Raw genomic sequence first — 18,267 nt, 5'->3', positions numbered from 1 at the left:
CACATCTGCAGCTCGGATTGCGACTAGTCTGCGATTCTCGCTTAAGGTCCGTCTCCTCATCTCCATAGCAGGAAGACGGAGGGGCGAAGAGAGAACTTCGCAACGACGGCCAAGCAGCCGTCCGAATCGGCAACGCTCCGCCACCGGACCCACGGATGCCCATTTGCGCTGCCGCTTGCCGGTTGACGGCTATCGGTTCATCATTGTGAATACCCTGGCCGTGAAGGGCGTGGCGAGATCACGAGTCATGGCCCCAAGAGCCGGATGATTGCAGGCCGAATCGACCTGAAATCTGAATCCATCTCTAGGTCAAAGAGACAGAGCATGATGTGGTCCGAAAATCGCTTCAAACTTTTCGGCATCATGCTCGGGTGAGGTTTCCATGGACTGCTCGGGCTGCGGTTTCGAGATTGAGGGCGGTTACGCCTTCTGTCCGAAGTGTGGCAGGCGCCAGCCTGTGCCATGCGCCAGCTGCGGCTACCCCTGCGCACCTGATTTCGAGTTCTGTCCGAAATGTGGGGCACGCCTTGGTGCGTCCGCAAAAGCCGCCGAACGGCCTGTTCCGGAACCAAGCGCGACCATCGTGCCGCCTTCTCGAATCCCGTCGCTGCCTCCGAACATCGAAAGCTATGGGCTGCATCCCGTCTCTGACGCCGATCGCCGGACGGTAACGGTCCTGTTCGCCGACCTTTGCGGCTTCACGACACTCAGCGAACAGCTCGACCCCGAGGTGATGCAAGCTCTGCAGAACGCGCTGTTCAAGGAATTGACGGCGGCCGTGCGAAACTTTGGCGGTTTCGTAGACAAATTCATCGGCGATGCGCTGCTCGCTTTGTTCGGTGCGCCGGTGGCGTATGAAGACGATCCGGAACGTGCGCTTCGCGCCGCTCTCGACATGATTGCCCGGACGGCGCGGCTCGGTGAAAGCACCCCCCACTCCGGCTCGCCTCTGTTACTCCACATCGGCATAAACACCGGTCCGGTTGTTACTGGCGGATTGGGCATCGGCACCGCCAAATCCTATTCGGTGACCGGCGACACCGTGAATACGGCGCAGCGCCTGCAATCTCTGGCCGCACCGGGTGAGGTGCTGGTAGGCGAACTCACTCACAGGCTGACCCGGCATGCCTTCTCTTACGAGTCGCTGGGCGATGTCGTGCTTCGCGGCAAGGCCGGCAGCGTGCTCGTCCATCGACTGGATGCACCGCTTGCGGCCCCGCGTGCAGCACGTGGGCTGGAGGCGCTCGGCCTCAGCGCGCCGATGATAGGTCGCGGTGCGGAGCTTCATAGAATGTTGGCGAGCCTTGACCAAGCGTGCGGCGGCTCGGCCCAACTTGTCCGCCTCGTCGGAGAGGCCGGTATCGGGAAGTCGCGGCTCGTGAAGGAGTTCGTCGCCCGCGTCGGCGACGAGGATCGTTTTCGCAACGTCGCCGTGCGGCAGGCCGCGTGCTCACCGCTGGGCGAACAATCATTTGGCGCCTTGGACGCAGTTGTGCGCAGCGCTGCGGGGATGATGCAGAACGACAATGGGGATGAAATAAGGGGGAAGCTCGCAGCCTTGCTTACCGATCTCGGCCTGCAGGGCGAGGAGGCGAAGCGACTGATGCCTTTGCTTTACCATGTGCTTGGCCTTGGCGACCCCGATGCCACCTTGCAGCATATCGAACCCGAGCAGCTGCGGCGGCAAATTCTTTACGCAGTCCGCACAATCATCGAACGGCGGCTTGCGTTGTCGCCGCTGTTGATTGTCGTGGAAGACCTGCACTGGGCCGACGCCGTGTCAATTGAGGCACTGCGTTTCGTGATGGACAGGTTGGAACGCACACGGTTGATGTTGCTGGTCACGCATCGTCCAGCGCTGGACAACGACCAACTCGATTCAAATCGGGTCAGTCACACGGCGCTCAGGCTTTCGCCGCTCAACAATGATGACGGACGCAGTCTGCTGGCGGCGCTTTTCGGCGAGAGCTGGGTAAGCTCCGCAGGAGGGCTTCTCGGCCAGATCCTCGAGCGCGCGGGCGGCAACCCGCTTTTTTTAGAGGAGATCGTTCGCGGCCTTATCGATCGCGGTGTATTGATGCGAGAGGGCCAGCGATGGCGGACTGTGGCAGGCGAAGTCGCAACCGGCATTCCCGCCACGATCCAGGCAATGTTGCTTGCTCGGGTCGACCGGTTGCCCCAAGAGTTGCGCCGGTTGGCCCAGGAAGCCGCGGTAATCGGCCCGCGCTTCGATGCCCCCCTTCTGAAAACCGTTACATCCGACCCCGGCCGGCTAGAAGCCGGCTGCGAACTGCTTTGCGATGCGGAAATCATCGAGGAAGTTGCCGGATCTGGCTCGGGCTCGTCGCAAAGCTACCGCTTTACTCAAACATTGCTGCAGGACGTGATCTACCAGAATCTGCTCGTGCAACGCCGGACCGACATTCACGGGCGGGTCGGTGCTGCCTTGGAGCAACTGTGCGGCGACAGGCCGGAACGGCTCGAGGATTTGGCCGTGCTCGGTCATCATTTCGCACAGAGCGCCGAGCGGGAGAGGGGCGCGCATTACCTGCAGGCGGCGGGTGATCGCGCCCGCATGATATACGCCAACGACGACGCCCTTCGTTTCTATGAGCGAGCACTGACTGCGGTGGGTGCGATCGGGCAAACACCGCTCAAACTGGCAATTGCAGAGCGCATTGCCGATCTGAGCGGCCCGGCAGGCCGCCGCCAAGTCGCGCACCACCACTACGAGGCGGTGTTGCTGGCATACCGCGAGTCGGCGGATCGTGTCGCTTCGGCGCGAGTTTTGCGTAAGGTCGGTCGGCTGCTCTGGGACGTCGGCAAGCGGGACAACGCAGAATCCCGCTATGCTGAAGCGGCAGCGCTCCTCGATGGAGCGGATGCCCCGATCGAGCAGGCGCATCTCTGGCAAGAACGTGGCCGACAGGCGTTCCGGAGCGGAGATCACTCCCTCGCGACAAAATGGGCGGACGCGGCGCTGGATTGTGTACGCACTTTGACGACGGAGCATGTTTCCGACGTAGGACGCGATGCCACTCTTGTGACCGCCGAGGCACTTAATACCAAGGCTGTTGCGCTGGCTCGCCTCGGACGAAACCGTGAAGCCGTTGGCCAGGTCGAGCGCAGCATTGAATTGGCCGAAGCCGCCGGTCTGCTGGGTGCGGCCTGCCGCGGCTACACCAATCTCGGCGTGCTTTACACGACTATCGATCCGGCAAAGGCGATGGAGGTCTGTCGGCGCGGTCTGGACGTGGCGCGCCATATTGTTGATCTGGGTTTCCAGGCCCGCCTCCTCGCCAATCTGGCGGTCGCTTGTTGTACTTTCACGGATCGCTGTCCAACGGAGGGCGTGCCTGCCGCCGAGAAGGCTATCGAGATCGACCGGGCGCTCGACCAGCGCGAGCACCTGCCGGTGCCGTTGATCGTGCTTGGGCAGATCCACCAGTGCAACGGTCGTCCGGAACTGGCGGTTGGCCTGTTCCACGAAGCACTGGACGTCGCCCGCGAAATGGGCGAGCCCCAACTGCTCTTTCCGTGTTATGATGGTCTCGCAACGCTTAATCTGGACCTCGACAATCTGGCCGAGGCCGAACGCTACTTTTCCCTGGCGCAGGGTATATGCGCCCAGCACGGGCTCGACCCGGAAGCGCTTGTGGTGCTGCCTTTTCTCGACTAGCCGGGGTTAGGGTTGGAAATGTCCGCGCCTAGTGACTTGGTACCGCTTCAACCGGGCGACCGTGCGCCGAACCTGGTGCTTGACGCCATTACCCAGGAAGGCAAGATCGCGCTCGACGACTTTCGCGGGCAAAAACCAGTGCTGGTCGGCCTGTTTCGAGGTCTGCATTGTGCCTTCTGCCGGCGCCACATCGCCGCCCAGGCGCGGCTTGATCCGGAGCTGCGCGAAAGGGGCGTAGAGAGCCTGACGGTGGTCAACACGCCGATCGAACGGGCGCGTCTCTATTTCCGCTACCACCCGATGCCGAACCTGCTTGCGGCCTCCGACCCGGAACGCGCTTCACATCGTGCTTTTGGACTACCCAATCTCGAATTCACCCAAAACGAGACGAACTGGCCGTACAAGGTCTCGATGGCAGCAGCAAAGGATATGCGGGTCGACATACCAGGCGAGTTGCCCGGTCCCATGGATCCTTTTGCAGCGAGCGAAATCCTCGATAGGAAGCACCCTTACGAAGTGACCGAAGCCGACGAACAGATGATCGCAACAGGACACGGACAATTGGTCGGTCAATTCCTGCTGGACAGGCAGGGAATTGTCCGCTGGAGTTTCACGGAGGTTCCGGAGGGGGGGCGATACATGTTTGGGGCGCCCAACCCGAAGGAACTGATGTCAGCTGTGTCGCAAGTCGCCCAATGAGGTCCCGTTGGGTCAAATCTTCACGTTAATAATTTGCGGCTTGAGATGCAGTGCGCTCCAGCGTCGGCAAGCGACAATCAGGCTGGGAGCCGCCACATTCGTACGCGACCTGCACCACGCAATTCCGTTTCCTCGAGTGGATCGCAAGCAAATTTTGGTCCCAGCAGTTGGCGCGTTGCATCGGAGATACGGATTTCACCGGGCTCCGCGGACGTTTGAATACGTGAGGCGAGATTAACGGTCTCGCCCCACAGATCATAGGCGAACCGCCTTTTGCCTATGACGCCAGCGACGATCGGTCCCGAGTGAATTCCAATTCTCAGCCTTATCGGTTCTCCTGCGAAGAGTTCGCGCTTGACCGCCTTGCGCAGTTCAACTGCATAGTGCGTGAGGGCTCGTGCATGATCGGATCGCGCAGTGGGCAGGCCAGCGACCACCATGACACAATCGCCGATAGTCTTGATCTTTTCGCAGCCGTGTCGTTCCGAGAGCCTATCCGCCGCCTTGAAGAAGTAATTCAAGATAGCGAGCGTCGTCACCGCTCCGACGCTGCGCGCTCTTTCGGTAAAGCCGACGATGTCGGCAAAAAGCACACTCACCTCCGCGTGGTTGTCGGCAATTTTCTTTTGCGCTTTCAACCGCTCCGCGATCGACGCCGGAAGAATGTTTAGGAGCAGGGTTTCGGCGCGCAGATATTCACGCGCCAATCCCTCCTGGCTCTTCCTCAACGCCTCATTGGCCGATTGTAACTTCTCGTTGAGGTGGCGCTCCCTCTCTTGCAGAAGCGTCATTTCATAAGCCTTCTGTTGAAGCCGTTGCTTGTTGTCGCGTTCGGCAGTCGCATCAAGAAAGAGCAGCCACACGCGGTCATCATCAGCAAAAAAATGAAGGTCCGCGACACGCCCGCTGGGCAGTTCGACCATAGGCATATGAAATGGAAGCTCCGGGCAAGGCAGCAAACCTTCCATGAATTCAAGCTGATCGGCAACAGGCTTACCGATGCGAAGGGATGAGAGCCCGTAATGTTCAACGTTACCGCCCTTCGCCGCTGTCCGCAGCTGGGCGTCAATTTTCACATACGCAATAGCACGCTCGTTGTAGAAGAAATCGTAAATCCAGTTTCCGATCTCTCTTGGCAATCTTTGCATGGTCTATTTGGTGACCATCGAAGCAAGTCTAAGAAACGCGTCATCGACATGCTCACCCGAGAGCGCACTTGTTAGATAGACTTGCCATCCCCGTTGCCTCAGTTCCTCAATTTCTCTATCCGGTATTACCCACCGATCGGCCAGATCTGATTTGTTGAAAAGCAATACGAACGGCATAGCACCGAATTCAGCCTCGACCCGCTCGCGCAGCGTGAGCGCGGCGGTAAGGGTAGCGGCGCGGGTTCCATCGACGACAAGCACGAGCCCCGTTGCGCCTCGCACATGGCTAACCCGGAACGAGCCGATATCATCTTCGCCGGCCAAATCCCATAAAATCAGATCCACTGTTTTGTCCGGGAGTTCGACACTCTTTTTGTCGATTTTCACTCCCACCGTGGTCAAGTAGGTTTCTGAAAAGATGCTTTTCACAAACCTGCGGACCAAGCTCGTCTTTCCGACAGAGAACCCCCCCAGCATACAGATCTTTTTTTGCAACATCTTGGGCTCCGCCCTAGTCCAGGTTTACCGTAACCGAAACCCGGCGATTGGTGGAGCTACCAGCTTGACTATTTTCAGGCACCGCCGGTTCAAAGGTACCCGCACCCCGAACCAGCAGCAGTTCCGGAGCGACGCCGCGCTTGTTGAGAAGCGCACGAACTGTCTCGGCGCGGGCGGCGCTGATCGATGCGTTAGCCGTCTCACGGCCCGTGGTGTCCGAATGGCCGGTCAACATGAACCGCGCAGTTACGCCTGACTTGCGGGCATTTTGGGCGAATTCCTTTATTTGATCCGCCAATCTCTCGAGAACCGGCGTCTGCTCTGGTCCAGGCACAACTTTGCCGGAAGAGAAGAAAATGTCGGTCATCTGGATGGCCTCTCTCAAATGATTGAGCTCTGCAAGGTCCAGCTCACGCAGCTGCGAGACATCCAGAACCACTCCGTCCGCCGAAAGTTGTTCAGCGGCGGCCTGCGCCCGGTTGATCCAAGCGGCAGGAGCCTCGCCCACGACAACGATGCGACCCTGGATGATCGAAAGTCGGACCGATTTCGGCGGGGTCAGCGACGCCGTCAGCCGCTTCACCACAAACTTCGGATCAAGGCTCTGATAGAATTGCCACTGTGAATGAACGCGGGCAGGATCAACCTCCGTTCCGGACAGCAGAGCTTGCGGGTCGGCGGCAAGCGGGTCTCGCAGGCCGGAAATATAGAAATGTCCACCCCTGGCCGATTGTTGGGCGACAATAATTCCCGGTTGGGCCTCAAGTCGCGACACATAATACTGCCAGTGCTCCGCCGCGCGTGCATCGGGGCTCACATCACGAACCTTGGAAATGTCGAATTCCGGTCCGCCTGCCGAAAGCTGTCGGGCCGCTGCGCGCGCCCGATCTATCCAGGTGTCGGGAGCCTCGCCCTCGGCAATGATGCGATTATTGACGATCGAAAGTCGTACTGTATCTGGTGGATACAGCGACGCCGTCAGCCGTTTCAACACGAACTCCGGCTCAAGGCTCTGATAGAATTGCCATTGTGAATGAACCCGGGCGGGATCGACCTGCGTTCCAGACAACAGCGACTGCGGGTCGTCGGCAAGCGGGTCTCTCAGGCCGGCAATATAGAATCGGCCATCGCGTATTTTTTGTTGTGCAACGATGATGCCCGGCTGGGCCTCCAGTCGCGACACGTAGGCCTGCCAGCGCTTCGCCTCGAGTACTTCGGGGCTTACGTCACGAACCTTGGAGATGTCGAATTCCGGTCCGCCTGCCGAAAGCTGTCGGGCCGCCGCGCGCGCCCGATCTATCCAGGTGTCGGGAGCCTCACCCTCGGCAACGATGCGCTCATTGTCGATTGATAGTCGTACTGAATCCGGCGGAGCCAGCGACGCCTTCAGCCGCTTCAGCACGAACTCCGGTTCAAGGCTCTGATAGAATTGCCACTGCGAATGAACCCGGGCGGGATCGACCTGCGTTCCAGACAACAGGGACTGTGGGTCGGCGGCAAGCGGGTCTCTCAGGCCGGCAATATAGAATTGGCCGTCGCGCGCCTGTTGTTCGGCAACGATGATGCCTGGCTGGGCCTCCAGTCGCGACACGTAGGCCTGCCAGCGCGACACATAAGCCTGCCAGCGCTGCCCGGATTGCCAGGAAAGAAAGAACCAACCGCCTGCCAGAAGCAAAAACAGCAGGGCCACGGCCGCCACCAGCCACGGAAATCCCTCGTTTGATTCCTCCTGCTTCTGCTCGACGCAGGTCCGCAATTGCGCCTCTACGCCGGCCAACTGCGAACTGTCGCCGTCAAACTCAACTAAAGCCTGTGAGCATTCCTCATGGATGCGAAGCAATACATCGCGAGCTATTTCATGCAATTCCTCTGGCGGATTTCCCCGGATCACGGAAACCAGGGTCGCAAACGGTCCAACTTCCGACCAGAGACGAAGGTCGCCAAAACGGATAGTGTCCAGGCCGCTCTGCTCTCTCTCGTTAAACGAATCTTTCACAAAATCTTGAATTGCACTAAGCATTGACGAAATCAGCTGGGGATCTTCGCTCGTCGCATTGTCGGCAGCTACATGCGCGATCAAAAGCCCGGAATTACGATTAATGAGAAAGGCATGCTCTACACGATAGATTAGAGAATGCTTTAGAACAACTTCCGAGAAGCTCGCACCTGTCCTCCAAGCTTCAAATCTCCACTTGAGCCCGTGCCAGGTAAATATATGTCTTAAAGTTTCATTCAGTGACTGAAATGTCTGGTCGATCTTTTCCCCGATCGACTTGCGGATTGCCGGCAGAAACACCGGGTATAATATATCCGTCAGCGTGCGCGGGCTCTTCTGGATTGACCGTTGCACAGCCCTTTCGACAGCTGGCGCAAGCGCCTCGCCGAGCTGCGCATGAGGCGCTCGCGCGGCCGCACTGGGAAGAATGTCGCCCACTGCTGCCGCAAGCTGCTCGGGTTCGTCCAGCAGATGCGTAACTCGTGAAAGCTCCGAAATTTCGCGGCTGACCAGCAACTGGCGCAGCGTTTCCATGCGAGGATCGGCGGTTGGGACTCCGTCGAAACGCGCACGATAGTCCGGATCAACGTTCCGGGCAATTTCGACCAAAAGACGAGCCAGAGCCTCGCGATCAATTTCTGTATCGTTCGAGGCTGTTCTTTGTGGAAGACTGATTGGGTCGACGGTTGACGTCAAGGTCCCATCAACTCACTTTCCAGCTACGATCCGAGTTGCCCTTGCTGCCGACGGGATCCTGATTCAGACATTTCGCAACCTCTACAAACAGGCCAGCCAAAAGATTTCGGTCGGTCTTAACGTTGCTGAGATCGGCAAACATTTTCTCTATCAGCATCTGAACGCCTTCATTCTTCTGCTTAATTTCCTCACGCAACAAATGATCGTTTCGATTTATCCGGTCCGAAACGTCCCGCTCAAGCGCGCTCAATTGATCCGACAACGCACGCACCTGCTTTTCAAGTGCCTGGTTTTGCTCGCGAAGATTCCGGTCAATCTCCTTGTCGGCATCGGCTCGTGAGTCTTTTTCGTTCCGCAATTGCGCCGCGAGCGAATCGATCTGCTTCTTTGCATTTGACTCGTACATCTCAAGATTGCGCTTGGCTTCGGATTCGACATCCTTGAAGCGCTGCAACACCCGTTCTTCAAGCTTGGAAAAACGGCGGTCATAGTCCTGCATCTGGTTGCCGAACAGCAGATCGCGTATCTTGTCGACACCTACGGCGTCGCCGGCGCCCCCGTTTTCGCGAACCTGGGCCGCCATGAAGTTCAGCCCGCTTCCGTCTGCATTACCAAGCAAATTTGCGTCCGCCTTGTTTGCGGAGGAAACGGCACTCGAAGTACTCGAAGATTCCTTGGCCATCCTTATACCCCTCTATGTGAACCACCTGCCACAGTGCAGAGACCCATAAACAGGTGAAGATGCCAGCAAAATCCGCGACCTGCAAGCCGGAATCTTCTTGGTGCAAGCCAATTTGCGTGCTCTTTTTACACCTCTTGGACTGGCCGAAAAAGCACCAGTACCGCTAGGTGTTGCTCTCGCCTCTCTCTGTGATAGCAACCATAGCCGTTTAATCTAATTGGTTATCGAGCGAAATCTACTATGAGGCCGAGTGATACAATGGCATTATGTATATCTATTTAGACAGATGTAAGTAATGAGTTTTCATTAGAAATTGCTAAAATAACTTTTCCAGCGGGCAGCATATTGCCTCTCGCTCCGCTATATACTGCCACCATCAGCTTCCGGCGCGAGCTCAACAGTAGAAGGAGAATCTTCTTTTCACACGAGGAATCGCCGATCAAGAATGCAGCCCGGAATCGAGGTGTTTCGGTCGACAGGAGAGAGCAATAGGTCCCAATAGCTGGCAGTCATTCAACCAAAGCTTCAGTGGGCTTGCATTGTTGCGTCGTCGATTGCAAAGGACGGCAGTTTGCCATAGCCAAGTGCCAGGGACCGCAGCTTGTGGTCATGGTGCCGATTTCAGGGATCGACATGAGTATGCGGCATGCTTGGTTTTGACGTGCATCTGCGACAGCCGGCGCCCGATCTCGGCGGCACGGATGAAATGCTGCGCCAGGCTTCTAATGTCGCTAGCATGACAGGAGCAAGCTCGCACTGCAGCCGAATGGCGGCGCGACGGCTCGGAAGAGTTCACGGGAGACTGTTTGGACGCAGCATCCTCGATGACCGTTTCCTTTGGCGGGAAATCGCCGGCTATGTCTTGGGGCTCTTGTACCTTCGAACCAGGCGTGGGTAAGACGGCATGGCGCATAATCCATTGGTTTCAATCGTGGTTCCTGCGCACAACGCAGAGGTGACGCTGGCGCGCGCACTCGATTCCCTCCTCGATCAGGAAATCGAGGATTGGGAGGCGATCATCGTCGACGACGCCTCCACGGACCGCACCCCCGCGATCATTGCCGATTATGTGGAGCAAGATGCCCGATTTCGGGCGTTGAGTTCTTGCGCGCATGGCCCCGCCCGCGCGCGCAATAAAGGGATTTCGACGGCGCGCGGCCACTGGCTCATGTTTCTGGATGCGGACGATTGGGTAGACGCCAGCTTCCTCGCGAAAATGCTAGCCGCACTGGAGGCCGCGCCGGATTCAGTGGCCGCCTATTGCGGTTCTCAGCGCGTGATGCCCGATGGCGAACTTATCCGGTTGAGCATCTCGTCAGAGGTTGCGATCCAGCCCTTTGAAACATTTGCCCGCCGGTGTGCCATCGCCACCCACGCGCTGCTGGTCGACCGGGAGACAATCGTCGAGTTGGGCGGTTTCGATGTGTCGCTGCGCACATGCGAGGACTGGGATCTGTGGCAGCGCCTCGCCCGTCTCGGCAGAAATTGGGTAATGGTCGACGAGCCGCTCGCCTTTTACCGGGCTAGCTCCAACTCGCTCACCCGCAATTCATCTCAGATGCTGGCCGACGCGGAAATCGTGATCGCCCGTGGCTTCTCTGCCGACTCCAGAGTCAAACACCCGGTGACTATCCACGCCAACGGAGCGAACTCGGCGGATGGCCGCACCGCTTCCGAAGCACTCGCGTGGTTCGCATTGTGGAACGCCGCGTCGGATTGCGGCGGCGGCTCGGGCTCGATCAACCCGCAGTCCCTGCGCGCGCTTCCGGCCGGACGCAAGTGGGCGAATGAGATCGCCAAGGTAGCCGTCAACGGCCTTGCGGTGGGAAGCCTGTCTGTGCCGGCGCAACTGGCTGCCAGGTGGGGAAGGTTCGGCCGCGCCATCACCGAGTTGATTACCGAACTCGGCAAGGTCTGGGACAATCCCGCAGCGGCTCGCCGCATCCAGTATCAGCTTGAGCAAATGGTTCTCGACGCCGACGATCTTGGCACACCACGCAGGCTGGCGCGAACACTTGGAATCCGCGTCGACGCGCGAAATCCGACCTCGACCGAACTGCCGGAAGGAATCGACCAAATCTATGCCTACCTGATGATGGATGGTCACATCGAGGCCGTCGTACAATTCGGCGTGCTCGGGACAGTGACAAGGGATCATTGGATTGAACTGATCCGGAATTTCGCACCGCAAAAGGAGGCTGGCGCCAACACTCCGAACACGCTTCCAGCCCCGGCATTGTCAGGCACAGCCGAACGCGAGCCTGATCCGGACAGCCATTTCGGCAAACTCGCGAGATTGGCTGCGCAAGCGCGGGAGTTGGTTCGGTCGAGCGCCGAACCTGCGGAGCCTTCTGCCGCGCCGCGCCGTGCACGGGTCAGGCACGACGAGAATCGCACGTCGTTCTGGAATGGCTATTTCGCGACCGAGGACCCCTGGAACTACGGTTCGTCCTATGAGCAGGAAAAATATGAGCGGCAACTCGAGATTCTGCCTGCGGGTCCCATCGGACGGGCACTTGAGCTCGCCTGCGCGGAGGGCCACTTCACGCGCCAGTTGGCGCCGCGAGTGGACCATTTGACCGCAACCGACATCTCCGCCATAGCCGTCGGACGGGCCCGCGCGCGATGCGGCGATCAGCCGAACGTTGAATTCAGCGTAATGGATTTCTCCGCCGACACGCTGCCGGGTGAGATGGATCTGATCTTCTGTTCGGAAGTGCTCTACTATCTGGATGATCTCGCCGAGTTGCGGCGCATTGCCAGGAAATTCGCTGAGGCGTTGGCGCCTGGCGGCAGTTTCATCAGCGCCCACGCATTCGTGCTGCGTGACAATGTTGAAAGGACGGGCTTCGACTGGAACACATTCGGGGCACAAGCGATCTCAGAGACGCTCGCAGCGACCGAAGGTCTCGTCCTCGAGCAGTCGATCCAGACCGAGCTCTATCGCATAGACCGCTTCCGCCGCCTGTCACCGGACGATGTAGTGACGGAACCGAGGATTGATCATGCGTCGATCCGCGCGCCTATCGAACTCGGGGTCGCCCGAAATATCGTCTGGGGCGGGGCGCGGGCCTTGCGCCGCGACGTCGCGCGCAGCGAGCGGCGGTCACGTATCCCTGTCCTCATGTACCACAGCGTCGCCGAAGAAGGTCCGGCCGCTCTCGCCCGTTTTCGGCTAACGCCCGCCGCATTCGCCAGCCAGATGGCATGGCTGCGCGCCAATGGCTTTCACGCGACCACGTCCGAGCAACTGGAACGGTCCATCGCCAACCGTCAGCCTTTCGCTGGCCGCCCAGTGCTCATCACCTTCGATGACGGTTTCCAGAATTTTGCCGACCAAGCCTGGCCAACCTTGCGCGCGAACGACCTGACCGCCGAAGTGTTCCTGGTGACTGACCTAGTGGGTGAAAGCGCGCAGTGGGATGCCGAAAACGGTCCGCCGACGCAGCTTATGGATGCCGGGACGGTGCGGCGGCTCGCCGCCGAAGGTGCGTTCTTCGGGAGCCATCTCGCGACGCATCGCGCGATCGATGGTCTGTCGAGCTCTGACTTGGCCGCCGAACTGCTGCGCTCTCGTATGTTCATCGAACGTTGGACCGGTCGGCCAACCTCGGCGTTCGCGGCACCCTTCTCTGTCACCGACCGACGGCTCGGCAGACTGGCCAAGGAGTCCGGCTATCGGATCGGCTTCGGCAGCAGACACGGGCCGGCGGACCTTAATTGCGATCCCATCGACCTTCCACGAATCGAGATTCGCGGGGATCGCTCGCTCGACGACTTTGCCGCCACCGTCGAGGCCATGCTCGATTAAACGGTGAACTTTGTCACGGTCATCGGTCCCGCTCACGATGCGCAAGATCGACGAAACGCTCCGCACTCGCCAGACTGCTGCGATCGCCCGATATCACCCGAGATCGGAATGGCCTGCCCCGGCGGCTGAGTAAACACTGCCAAAATACCCGGCGCCTCAGCATATTCAAGCGTGGCATGCGTGGCACCTATCAGCCCTGCGCAGAAAGCATCTGCACCGCTACCTCTCCGATTACGACTTCCGCCCAATTTCACGCGCAGCCCCTGGCATGAACGACGATGCGCGGCCGGTCGCAGCCTTGATGGTATCGTCGGCAAACGCCTCGCCTCGGGTTACTTCATACGGAAGCGACGCCGCTTAAGCCGACCCAGTGCAGGCTAACTGTATTCGATAGCCGCTTTTCCCGAGCAGATGGACTTCAGATTACGAGCAAATAAATAAACGCCTCCGAAGTAATTTGGATACATTTCAACGAGCTTTTCTTTCTTGTCCACCTCGACCAAGACAGCCTTTATCTCACTGCCCCTTAGCTCGATTTTTTGCTCGATCTCTTTCAATTTTCGTGCGCCTAATGTAAGTGCCCTGAACGGCTCGACGGTCAGTTTATGATCTTTCCCATATTGAAGCAAATAGTATCGAGTTTTTTCCGCTTGATGTACGAAATTTTCTGGGCAGCGGGCAGTATTCTTTATTTTTTCTAGTATGCCGATCGCACCTATACGCTTGTTGAGATCCCGCAATTCTCGAACCCGGCCGTTGTGATCCGGAACACTTACATGAACGGGGCACTGCTCCACGTGCGCGAATTCCGCCGACATAAGCTGGAAAAGGCGAAGCCAATCTTGGTCGCCCTCTCCGTGCTTCAAATCCTGGCCCCGGAATAGCCCGACAGCCTCAACCGCAGTTGCCCATGAGTGCTGAAGCTTGGTACGAACTTGCAACTCGATGCGTCGTCCGTCGAAAGCCTCGGTGTCGGCATCTCTGGATCGGTATTTGAAAACAATATGGTGACTTCGATACCCGTCCGGCTTCGGCTCATCGATATAGTTAAACTCCCTAGAGTGTATCTCATGGGGGAACTTGTCTCGCATCGATGCGAGAAGCGAGCGAACACCTTTGATATCGGCCATGATCGCTCGGCAACCGCCGATGTCGTTCATGGTGTCCAAATTGGTGGTGGACTCTCGAAGCTTCCGACGAATGGATGCCATGCGCTTCGGCCGGGATGCCATGTCGCCCTCCAGTCGCAGGGCTCTTATGTGATGACGGACAGAGAACCGAACGCTGCGCATCGGCAGAAAGTGCGAGTCGCGCCAGCTATTGGCGATTGAGAAGATTTCGAGTGCGTCCACATACTGGCCGACAGTAATGTCTCGTCCGAACTGAATAGGTTTTGCCAGCCGGTCGCCTGCCTTGCGAACGGCTTTCATGCTGTAGGCAAGGCGCGGGTACTCAGTCATTGGAGCCAAGAAGTCATGGTAGCCCGCCTCATTCTGGACTGGCGGGACTATCGCAGGGGAATCAGATCCCAAGAGTCATATCCGTTTGGGTAAGCGAAGTACCATAGCGCGCGACATCGGATCTCCGCGAGCGAGATACCGTCTCGGCCGTATCTGGCTAGATCGCGCCCCCGGACATGACGCGAACGTACATGCCGCCACGCTCAGCCAGCTTATAGATCTTTTTCAGTGCTTTAAGGGCGACGCCGACAACATAGCAATTGCCTCCTGAAATATACCTCAGGACAATTGCAAGCTTCATAGCAGGAATTTCCCTTTTCTCCATCGCATTGGGCATTAAAAGCACCACCGTGATGGCACATTGGCACAAGCAGGCCGGCATTCCGGAGGGCTACACTCTGCACGGGCTACGCCGTACCTTCGGCACGTATCTCGCCGAATGCAACATCCAAGCGCGCGCTATCATGGAGGCGATGGGGCATTCTTCCACGACGGTGACGGACGAATATGCGGCCCTGCGCGTCGTCAAGTAAGTGAAATCAACCGACCATGCGCAGGGTGGCCATATCAGCGGCCCTTTTTTTGGGCCCACAATGGGCTCAAAACGTTTTGGGCCGACGCATATTTTGATCAATAGAATCAATGGTTATGGTGGGCCCGGAGGGACTCGAACCCCCAACCAAGCGGTTATGAGCCGCCGGCTCTAACCATTGAGCTACAGGCCCCACGCGGGCTGGATTAATGTTTTTCGCATCGCGGCACAAGGCTTTCCCGACGGGCTTCCGCAGATCGCCCAAATCAACCCATAATCGCGCTCTACGCGACCCCTTGCGACTTGATCGCAGACCAAGGAGATTTTCATGACCAGACATCTTTTGCCTCTCGCGCTCGCCACTGCAATCGCTTTTCCGGCGATGGCTGGAGCCGCCGATCTGCCGACGCCGCCCCGCATCATCGTCTCGGGCGAAGGCGAAGCAACCGTAGCCCCCGATCTGACGGTCCTGACGCTGAGCGTCATGCGCGAGGCCAAAACCGCGCGCGCCGCGCTCGATGCCAACAATGACGCCATGGCCGCCGTGATCGCGGCGATGAAGTCCGCCGGCATCAAGGACCGCGACCTGCAGACCGCCGGCATCCAGATCAACCCGCGCTACAACTACACCAACAAGCCGGACGGCAGCCAGGAAGCCGAACTCATCGCCTACCAGGTGACCAACACGCTTTCGGTGCGGGTGCGCGATGTCGACAAGACCGGCGAGATCCTCGACAAGGCGGTGTCGCTCGGCGTCAACCAGGGCGGCGGCATCGCCTTCACCAATGACAACCCGGCAGCCACCGTCACCGAGGCGCGCAAGAAGGCGGTTGCCGACGCCATGGCCAAGGCCAAGACGCTGGCCGAGGCCGCAGGCGTCAGCCTCGGCCGGGTGCTCGAGATCACCGATCAGAACATCGCACCGGCGCCAATGCCGATCAACGCCAAGGCGTTCGACGCGGCAGGTGCTGCGGCTCCGGTGCAGGCTGGCGAGAATTCCTACAATGTGCAGGTCACTGTCACCTTCGAACTGAAGTAAGCGGCTCTGAGGATCCCTGGCTGGGTCTTGCCCAGCCAGGGATACAATCACCAGCCAATAGCGTGCATGAAAAACCCCGCGGAATTGCTCGCGGGGTTTTTCGAGCCACACCCTTCAAACGGAAAGGGGCTCGGCTAGTCCGGCTGATCTTCGTAGAAGATCATGCTGCCAGACCGACCTTCACTGAAGGTCGTGTCTCCCGGCTGATCCTCGCAGACGATCATGCCTCTATGATCCGCCAAAGCCGGCCTTAGCGATAGATGACGGGGCAGCCGCGCTCATTGGCGAACACGACGACGACGCGGTCGCCATCCTGACGGCCCGCCACCTTCACCGTACGACGGTTGACGTCGACGATGCGGACACGGTGGAGACCCATGCGTTCGGCCTTGTCGAGGGCGCGGTCCGGCGAGCAGCCACGGCGCCAGTCGCCACGGCGTTCGTCACGGCGATGGCGATAACCGTCGTCACCGGTATAGACGCCGAAACGCGGGTCGTTGTTGTTGCCGAAGCCGAGGTAAAGGCTGTCGGCGTGAGCGGGAACGGCCGCCAGCGTGCCGAGACCGACCAGGGCCGAAAGGGCTGCCGTCTTGATCGTGTTGAACATCGTCTTCTCTCCTTTTTGCGGGCCTTCGCCCGTCCTCGTGAACCGATGGGGGGAGAATGCGCTTGCCTGTCTGAACTCTTTACGAACCTGCCGTTCATCTCCGGTTCATATGGCGGGAAGAAGGAAAGTTCCGGCCATTTGCCGTTGTCCCCAGCCCTTGGTGAAGGCCAGAACGTCTGACTCGACGCCCCGGTTCCGACCCCGCTGATTGGCCGAATGCATTCGAACGGGAGGCTCCTGCTCACCGCCGCTGGTCCTACGGCTCCTCGTCCAGCACATAGTCAAAATAGTCTTCCGGCTCGGCAAGATCGGTTTCGCTCGCCTTGACCCGGCCGCGCATCGAGATGCCGGCTTCATGCACGGTCTCGGCGCTGCCCGACACCAGCCGGTGCCACCAGTAGAGGTCGCGGCCCTCGGCCACCAGCCGATAGGCACAGGTGCTGGGCAGCCAACTGATGGTTCGCACATTCTGCGGCGTCAGCCCGACGCAGTCGGGAACGCGCGCCAGCCGATTGGCATAGTCCGAACAGCGGCAGGTCTCGGCGTCGAACAGCCGACAGCCGACGCTGGTCCAGTATATCTCGCCGGTGTCCTCGTCCTCGAGCTTTGACAGGCAGCATTTACCGCAGCCGTCGCACAGCGATTCCCACTCGGCCGGGCTCATCGCCTCCAGCGCCTTGGTTTTCCAGAATGGCGTTTCCATTTCCGGCATGTGGCCCCAGCCGCGGGCAAGGTCAAGCGCGGCAATGGTCGCAATTGCGGCTATCGCCAGGTGAATGACATGAAGTTGCCTTCAAAAGGTCGGTCAATCGCCCCGTACGGCCTCTATCCGTGCCAGACTGGAACCAATCGGCACAAGATCGGTTTCGGCAAGGATGGGACCCCACAAGGAGAATTTCGATGAAACGCCAACCACGGATTCTGGCAGGCACGGCACTTGGCCTGTTGATGGCATCCGCGCCGTTGGGCGCGTTCCCGCTTCAGGGAAGTGTCGCGTCCGGCCTTGCCCAGCGCACGGCAGCCCCATTCATCCTGGCGCAAGCAGCATGCGCCGAAGGCGAAGCGGCCGAAGCCTGCGCACAAAAGCAGCAGGCGGAACCCGAACAGAAGCGCGAACGCAAGAAGGCCGAGCCTGAACAGCAGGCCGCGCCTGCCCAGAGCGAGCAGCCCGTCGAGGAGCAGCAGCCACGCCGGAAGAAGCGCGACCAGCAGCAGCAGGCCGAGCAGGCGCCGGCCGAACAGGCAGCACCCGCGGAGGAACAGCAGCCGCGCAGGAAGAAGCGCGACCAGCAGCAGCAAACCGAGCAGGCGCCGGCCGAACAGGCAGCACCCGCCGAGGAACAGCAGCCGCGCAGGAAGAAGCGCGACCAGCAGCAGCAAACCGAGCAGGCGCCGGCCGAACAGGCAGCACCCGCCGAGG

General features: G+C 59.3%; 13 protein-coding genes, 1 tRNA gene and 2 pseudogenes. 7 read left to right on the top strand and 9 right to left on the bottom strand.

Annotated elements, in window-relative coordinates; all coding sequences use genetic code 11:
• Positions 1-382 precede the first annotated feature (382 nt).
• Complete coding sequence (locus tag NKH52_RS30810; protein ID WP_352735657.1) at positions 383-3,679, top strand: adenylate/guanylate cyclase domain-containing protein; 3,297 nt, start codon at positions 383-385, stop codon at positions 3,677-3,679.
• An 18-nt stretch (positions 3,680-3,697) separates the two neighbouring features.
• On the top strand, positions 3,698-4,378 hold the full coding sequence (locus NKH52_RS30805; protein ID WP_127292367.1) for a redoxin domain-containing protein: 681 nt from the start codon (positions 3,698-3,700) through the stop codon (positions 4,376-4,378).
• A gap of 77 nt (positions 4,379-4,455) precedes the next feature.
• Here the strand turns inward: NKH52_RS30805 and NKH52_RS30800 are convergent, their stop codons facing one another.
• The 4 genes from NKH52_RS30800 to NKH52_RS30785 are packed head-to-tail and all read right to left on the bottom strand — an operon-like array spanning position 4,456 to position 9,398.
• Entirely contained in the window at positions 4,456-5,526 is a 1,071-nt protein-coding gene (locus tag NKH52_RS30800) for an adenylate/guanylate cyclase domain-containing protein (RefSeq protein WP_127292022.1), read from the bottom strand.
• Positions 5,527-5,529: 3 nt separating this feature from the next.
• Positions 5,530-6,024, bottom strand: a complete 495-nt coding sequence (locus NKH52_RS30795; protein ID WP_352735656.1) for a Rab family GTPase — start codon at positions 6,022-6,024, stop codon at positions 5,530-5,532.
• Positions 6,025-6,037: 13 nt separating this feature from the next.
• On the bottom strand, positions 6,038-8,716 hold the full coding sequence (locus NKH52_RS30790; RefSeq protein ID WP_352735655.1) for an OmpA family protein: 2,679 nt from the start codon (positions 8,714-8,716) through the stop codon (positions 6,038-6,040).
• Positions 8,717-8,723: 7 nt separating this feature from the next.
• On the bottom strand, positions 8,724-9,398 hold the full coding sequence (locus NKH52_RS30785; RefSeq protein ID WP_127292014.1) for a coiled-coil domain-containing protein: 675 nt from the start codon (positions 9,396-9,398) through the stop codon (positions 8,724-8,726).
• 904 nt (positions 9,399-10,302) lie between these two features.
• On the opposite strand from NKH52_RS30785, the gene NKH52_RS30780 reads away from it, so the two are divergent.
• Complete coding sequence (locus NKH52_RS30780) at positions 10,303-13,209, top strand: trifunctional glycosyltransferase/class I SAM-dependent methyltransferase/polysaccharide deacetylase (RefSeq protein WP_352735654.1); 2,907 nt, start codon at positions 10,303-10,305, stop codon at positions 13,207-13,209.
• A 158-nt stretch (positions 13,210-13,367) separates the two neighbouring features.
• Positions 13,368-13,590: pseudogene (locus tag NKH52_RS30775) on the top strand (hypothetical protein); the annotation flags it as partial.
• Here NKH52_RS30775 and NKH52_RS30770 read toward each other — a convergent pair.
• Both NKH52_RS30770 and NKH52_RS30765 read right to left on the bottom strand, forming a co-directional pair.
• Positions 13,587-14,669: a RelA/SpoT domain-containing protein gene (locus NKH52_RS30770; protein WP_352735653.1), complete on the bottom strand. Its 1,083-nt coding sequence runs from the start codon at positions 14,667-14,669 to the stop codon at positions 13,587-13,589. The pseudogene NKH52_RS30775 and the gene NKH52_RS30770 overlap by 4 nt on opposite strands.
• A gap of 157 nt (positions 14,670-14,826) precedes the next feature.
• Entirely contained in the window at positions 14,827-15,006 is a 180-nt protein-coding gene (locus NKH52_RS30765; protein ID WP_352735652.1) for a hypothetical protein, read from the bottom strand.
• 16 nt (positions 15,007-15,022) lie between these two features.
• Between NKH52_RS30765 and NKH52_RS30760 the strand changes: the two genes are divergently transcribed.
• A complete protein-coding gene (locus NKH52_RS30760) occupies positions 15,023-15,202 on the top strand; it encodes a tyrosine-type recombinase/integrase (RefSeq protein WP_352735651.1) in 180 nt (59 codons plus the stop codon).
• Between the two features lie 116 nt (positions 15,203-15,318).
• On the opposite strand, the gene NKH52_RS30755 is transcribed toward NKH52_RS30760, so the two are convergent.
• Positions 15,319-15,394 (bottom strand) — tRNA-Ile (locus tag NKH52_RS30755).
• A gap of 135 nt (positions 15,395-15,529) precedes the next feature.
• Between NKH52_RS30755 and NKH52_RS30750 the strand changes: the two genes are divergently transcribed.
• On the top strand, positions 15,530-16,240 hold the full coding sequence (locus NKH52_RS30750; protein ID WP_352735650.1) for an SIMPL domain-containing protein: 711 nt from the start codon (positions 15,530-15,532) through the stop codon (positions 16,238-16,240).
• A 250-nt stretch (positions 16,241-16,490) separates the two neighbouring features.
• On the opposite strand, the gene NKH52_RS30745 is transcribed toward NKH52_RS30750, so the two are convergent.
• Both NKH52_RS30745 and NKH52_RS30740 read right to left on the bottom strand, forming a co-directional pair.
• Positions 16,491-16,847 carry a hypothetical protein gene (locus NKH52_RS30745; RefSeq protein ID WP_013530174.1) on the bottom strand — a complete coding sequence of 119 codons (357 nt, stop codon included), beginning with the start codon at positions 16,845-16,847 and terminating at the stop codon, positions 16,491-16,493.
• A gap of 256 nt (positions 16,848-17,103) precedes the next feature.
• The gene (locus NKH52_RS30740) at positions 17,104-17,550 is read right to left on the bottom strand and encodes a YcgN family cysteine cluster protein (RefSeq protein ID WP_013530173.1); all 447 of its coding nucleotides are present in this window, start codon (positions 17,548-17,550) and stop codon (positions 17,104-17,106) included.
• 197 nt (positions 17,551-17,747) lie between these two features.
• On the opposite strand from NKH52_RS30740, the pseudogene NKH52_RS30735 reads away from it, so the two are divergent.
• Positions 17,748-18,267: pseudogene (locus NKH52_RS30735) on the top strand (OmpA family protein); the annotation flags it as partial.

This window comes from Mesorhizobium sp. M1066, assembly GCF_040318635.1.
GTDB lineage: Bacteria > Pseudomonadota > Alphaproteobacteria > Rhizobiales > Rhizobiaceae > Mesorhizobium.
This window is presented reverse-complemented; position numbering and strand designations above follow the sequence as displayed.

Bases quoted from the DNA above. Each gene is read 5' to 3' on its own strand.
- NKH52_RS30810 (WP_352735657.1), top strand. From the start codon at position 383: ATGGACTGCTCGGGCTGCGGTTTCGAGATTGAGGGCGGTTACGCCTTC.
- NKH52_RS30805 (WP_127292367.1), top strand. From the start codon at position 3,698: ATGTCCGCGCCTAGTGACTTGGTACCGCTTCAACCGGGCGACCGTGCG.
- NKH52_RS30800 (WP_127292022.1), bottom strand. From the start codon at position 5,526: ATGCAAAGATTGCCAAGAGAGATCGGAAACTGGATTTACGATTTCTTC.
- NKH52_RS30795 (WP_352735656.1), bottom strand. From the start codon at position 6,024: ATGTTGCAAAAAAAGATCTGTATGCTGGGGGGGTTCTCTGTCGGAAAG.
- NKH52_RS30785 (WP_127292014.1), bottom strand. From the start codon at position 9,398: ATGGCCAAGGAATCTTCGAGTACTTCGAGTGCCGTTTCCTCCGCAAAC.
- NKH52_RS30780 (WP_352735654.1), top strand. From the start codon at position 10,303: ATGGCGCATAATCCATTGGTTTCAATCGTGGTTCCTGCGCACAACGCA.
- NKH52_RS30770 (WP_352735653.1), bottom strand. From the start codon at position 14,669: ATGACTGAGTACCCGCGCCTTGCCTACAGCATGAAAGCCGTTCGCAAG.
- NKH52_RS30765 (WP_352735652.1), bottom strand. From the start codon at position 15,006: ATGCCCAATGCGATGGAGAAAAGGGAAATTCCTGCTATGAAGCTTGCA.
- NKH52_RS30760 (WP_352735651.1), top strand. From the start codon at position 15,023: ATGGCACATTGGCACAAGCAGGCCGGCATTCCGGAGGGCTACACTCTG.
- NKH52_RS30750 (WP_352735650.1), top strand. From the start codon at position 15,530: ATGACCAGACATCTTTTGCCTCTCGCGCTCGCCACTGCAATCGCTTTT.
- NKH52_RS30745 (WP_013530174.1), bottom strand. From the start codon at position 16,847: ATGTTCAACACGATCAAGACGGCAGCCCTTTCGGCCCTGGTCGGTCTC.
- NKH52_RS30740 (WP_013530173.1), bottom strand. From the start codon at position 17,550: ATGGAAACGCCATTCTGGAAAACCAAGGCGCTGGAGGCGATGAGCCCG.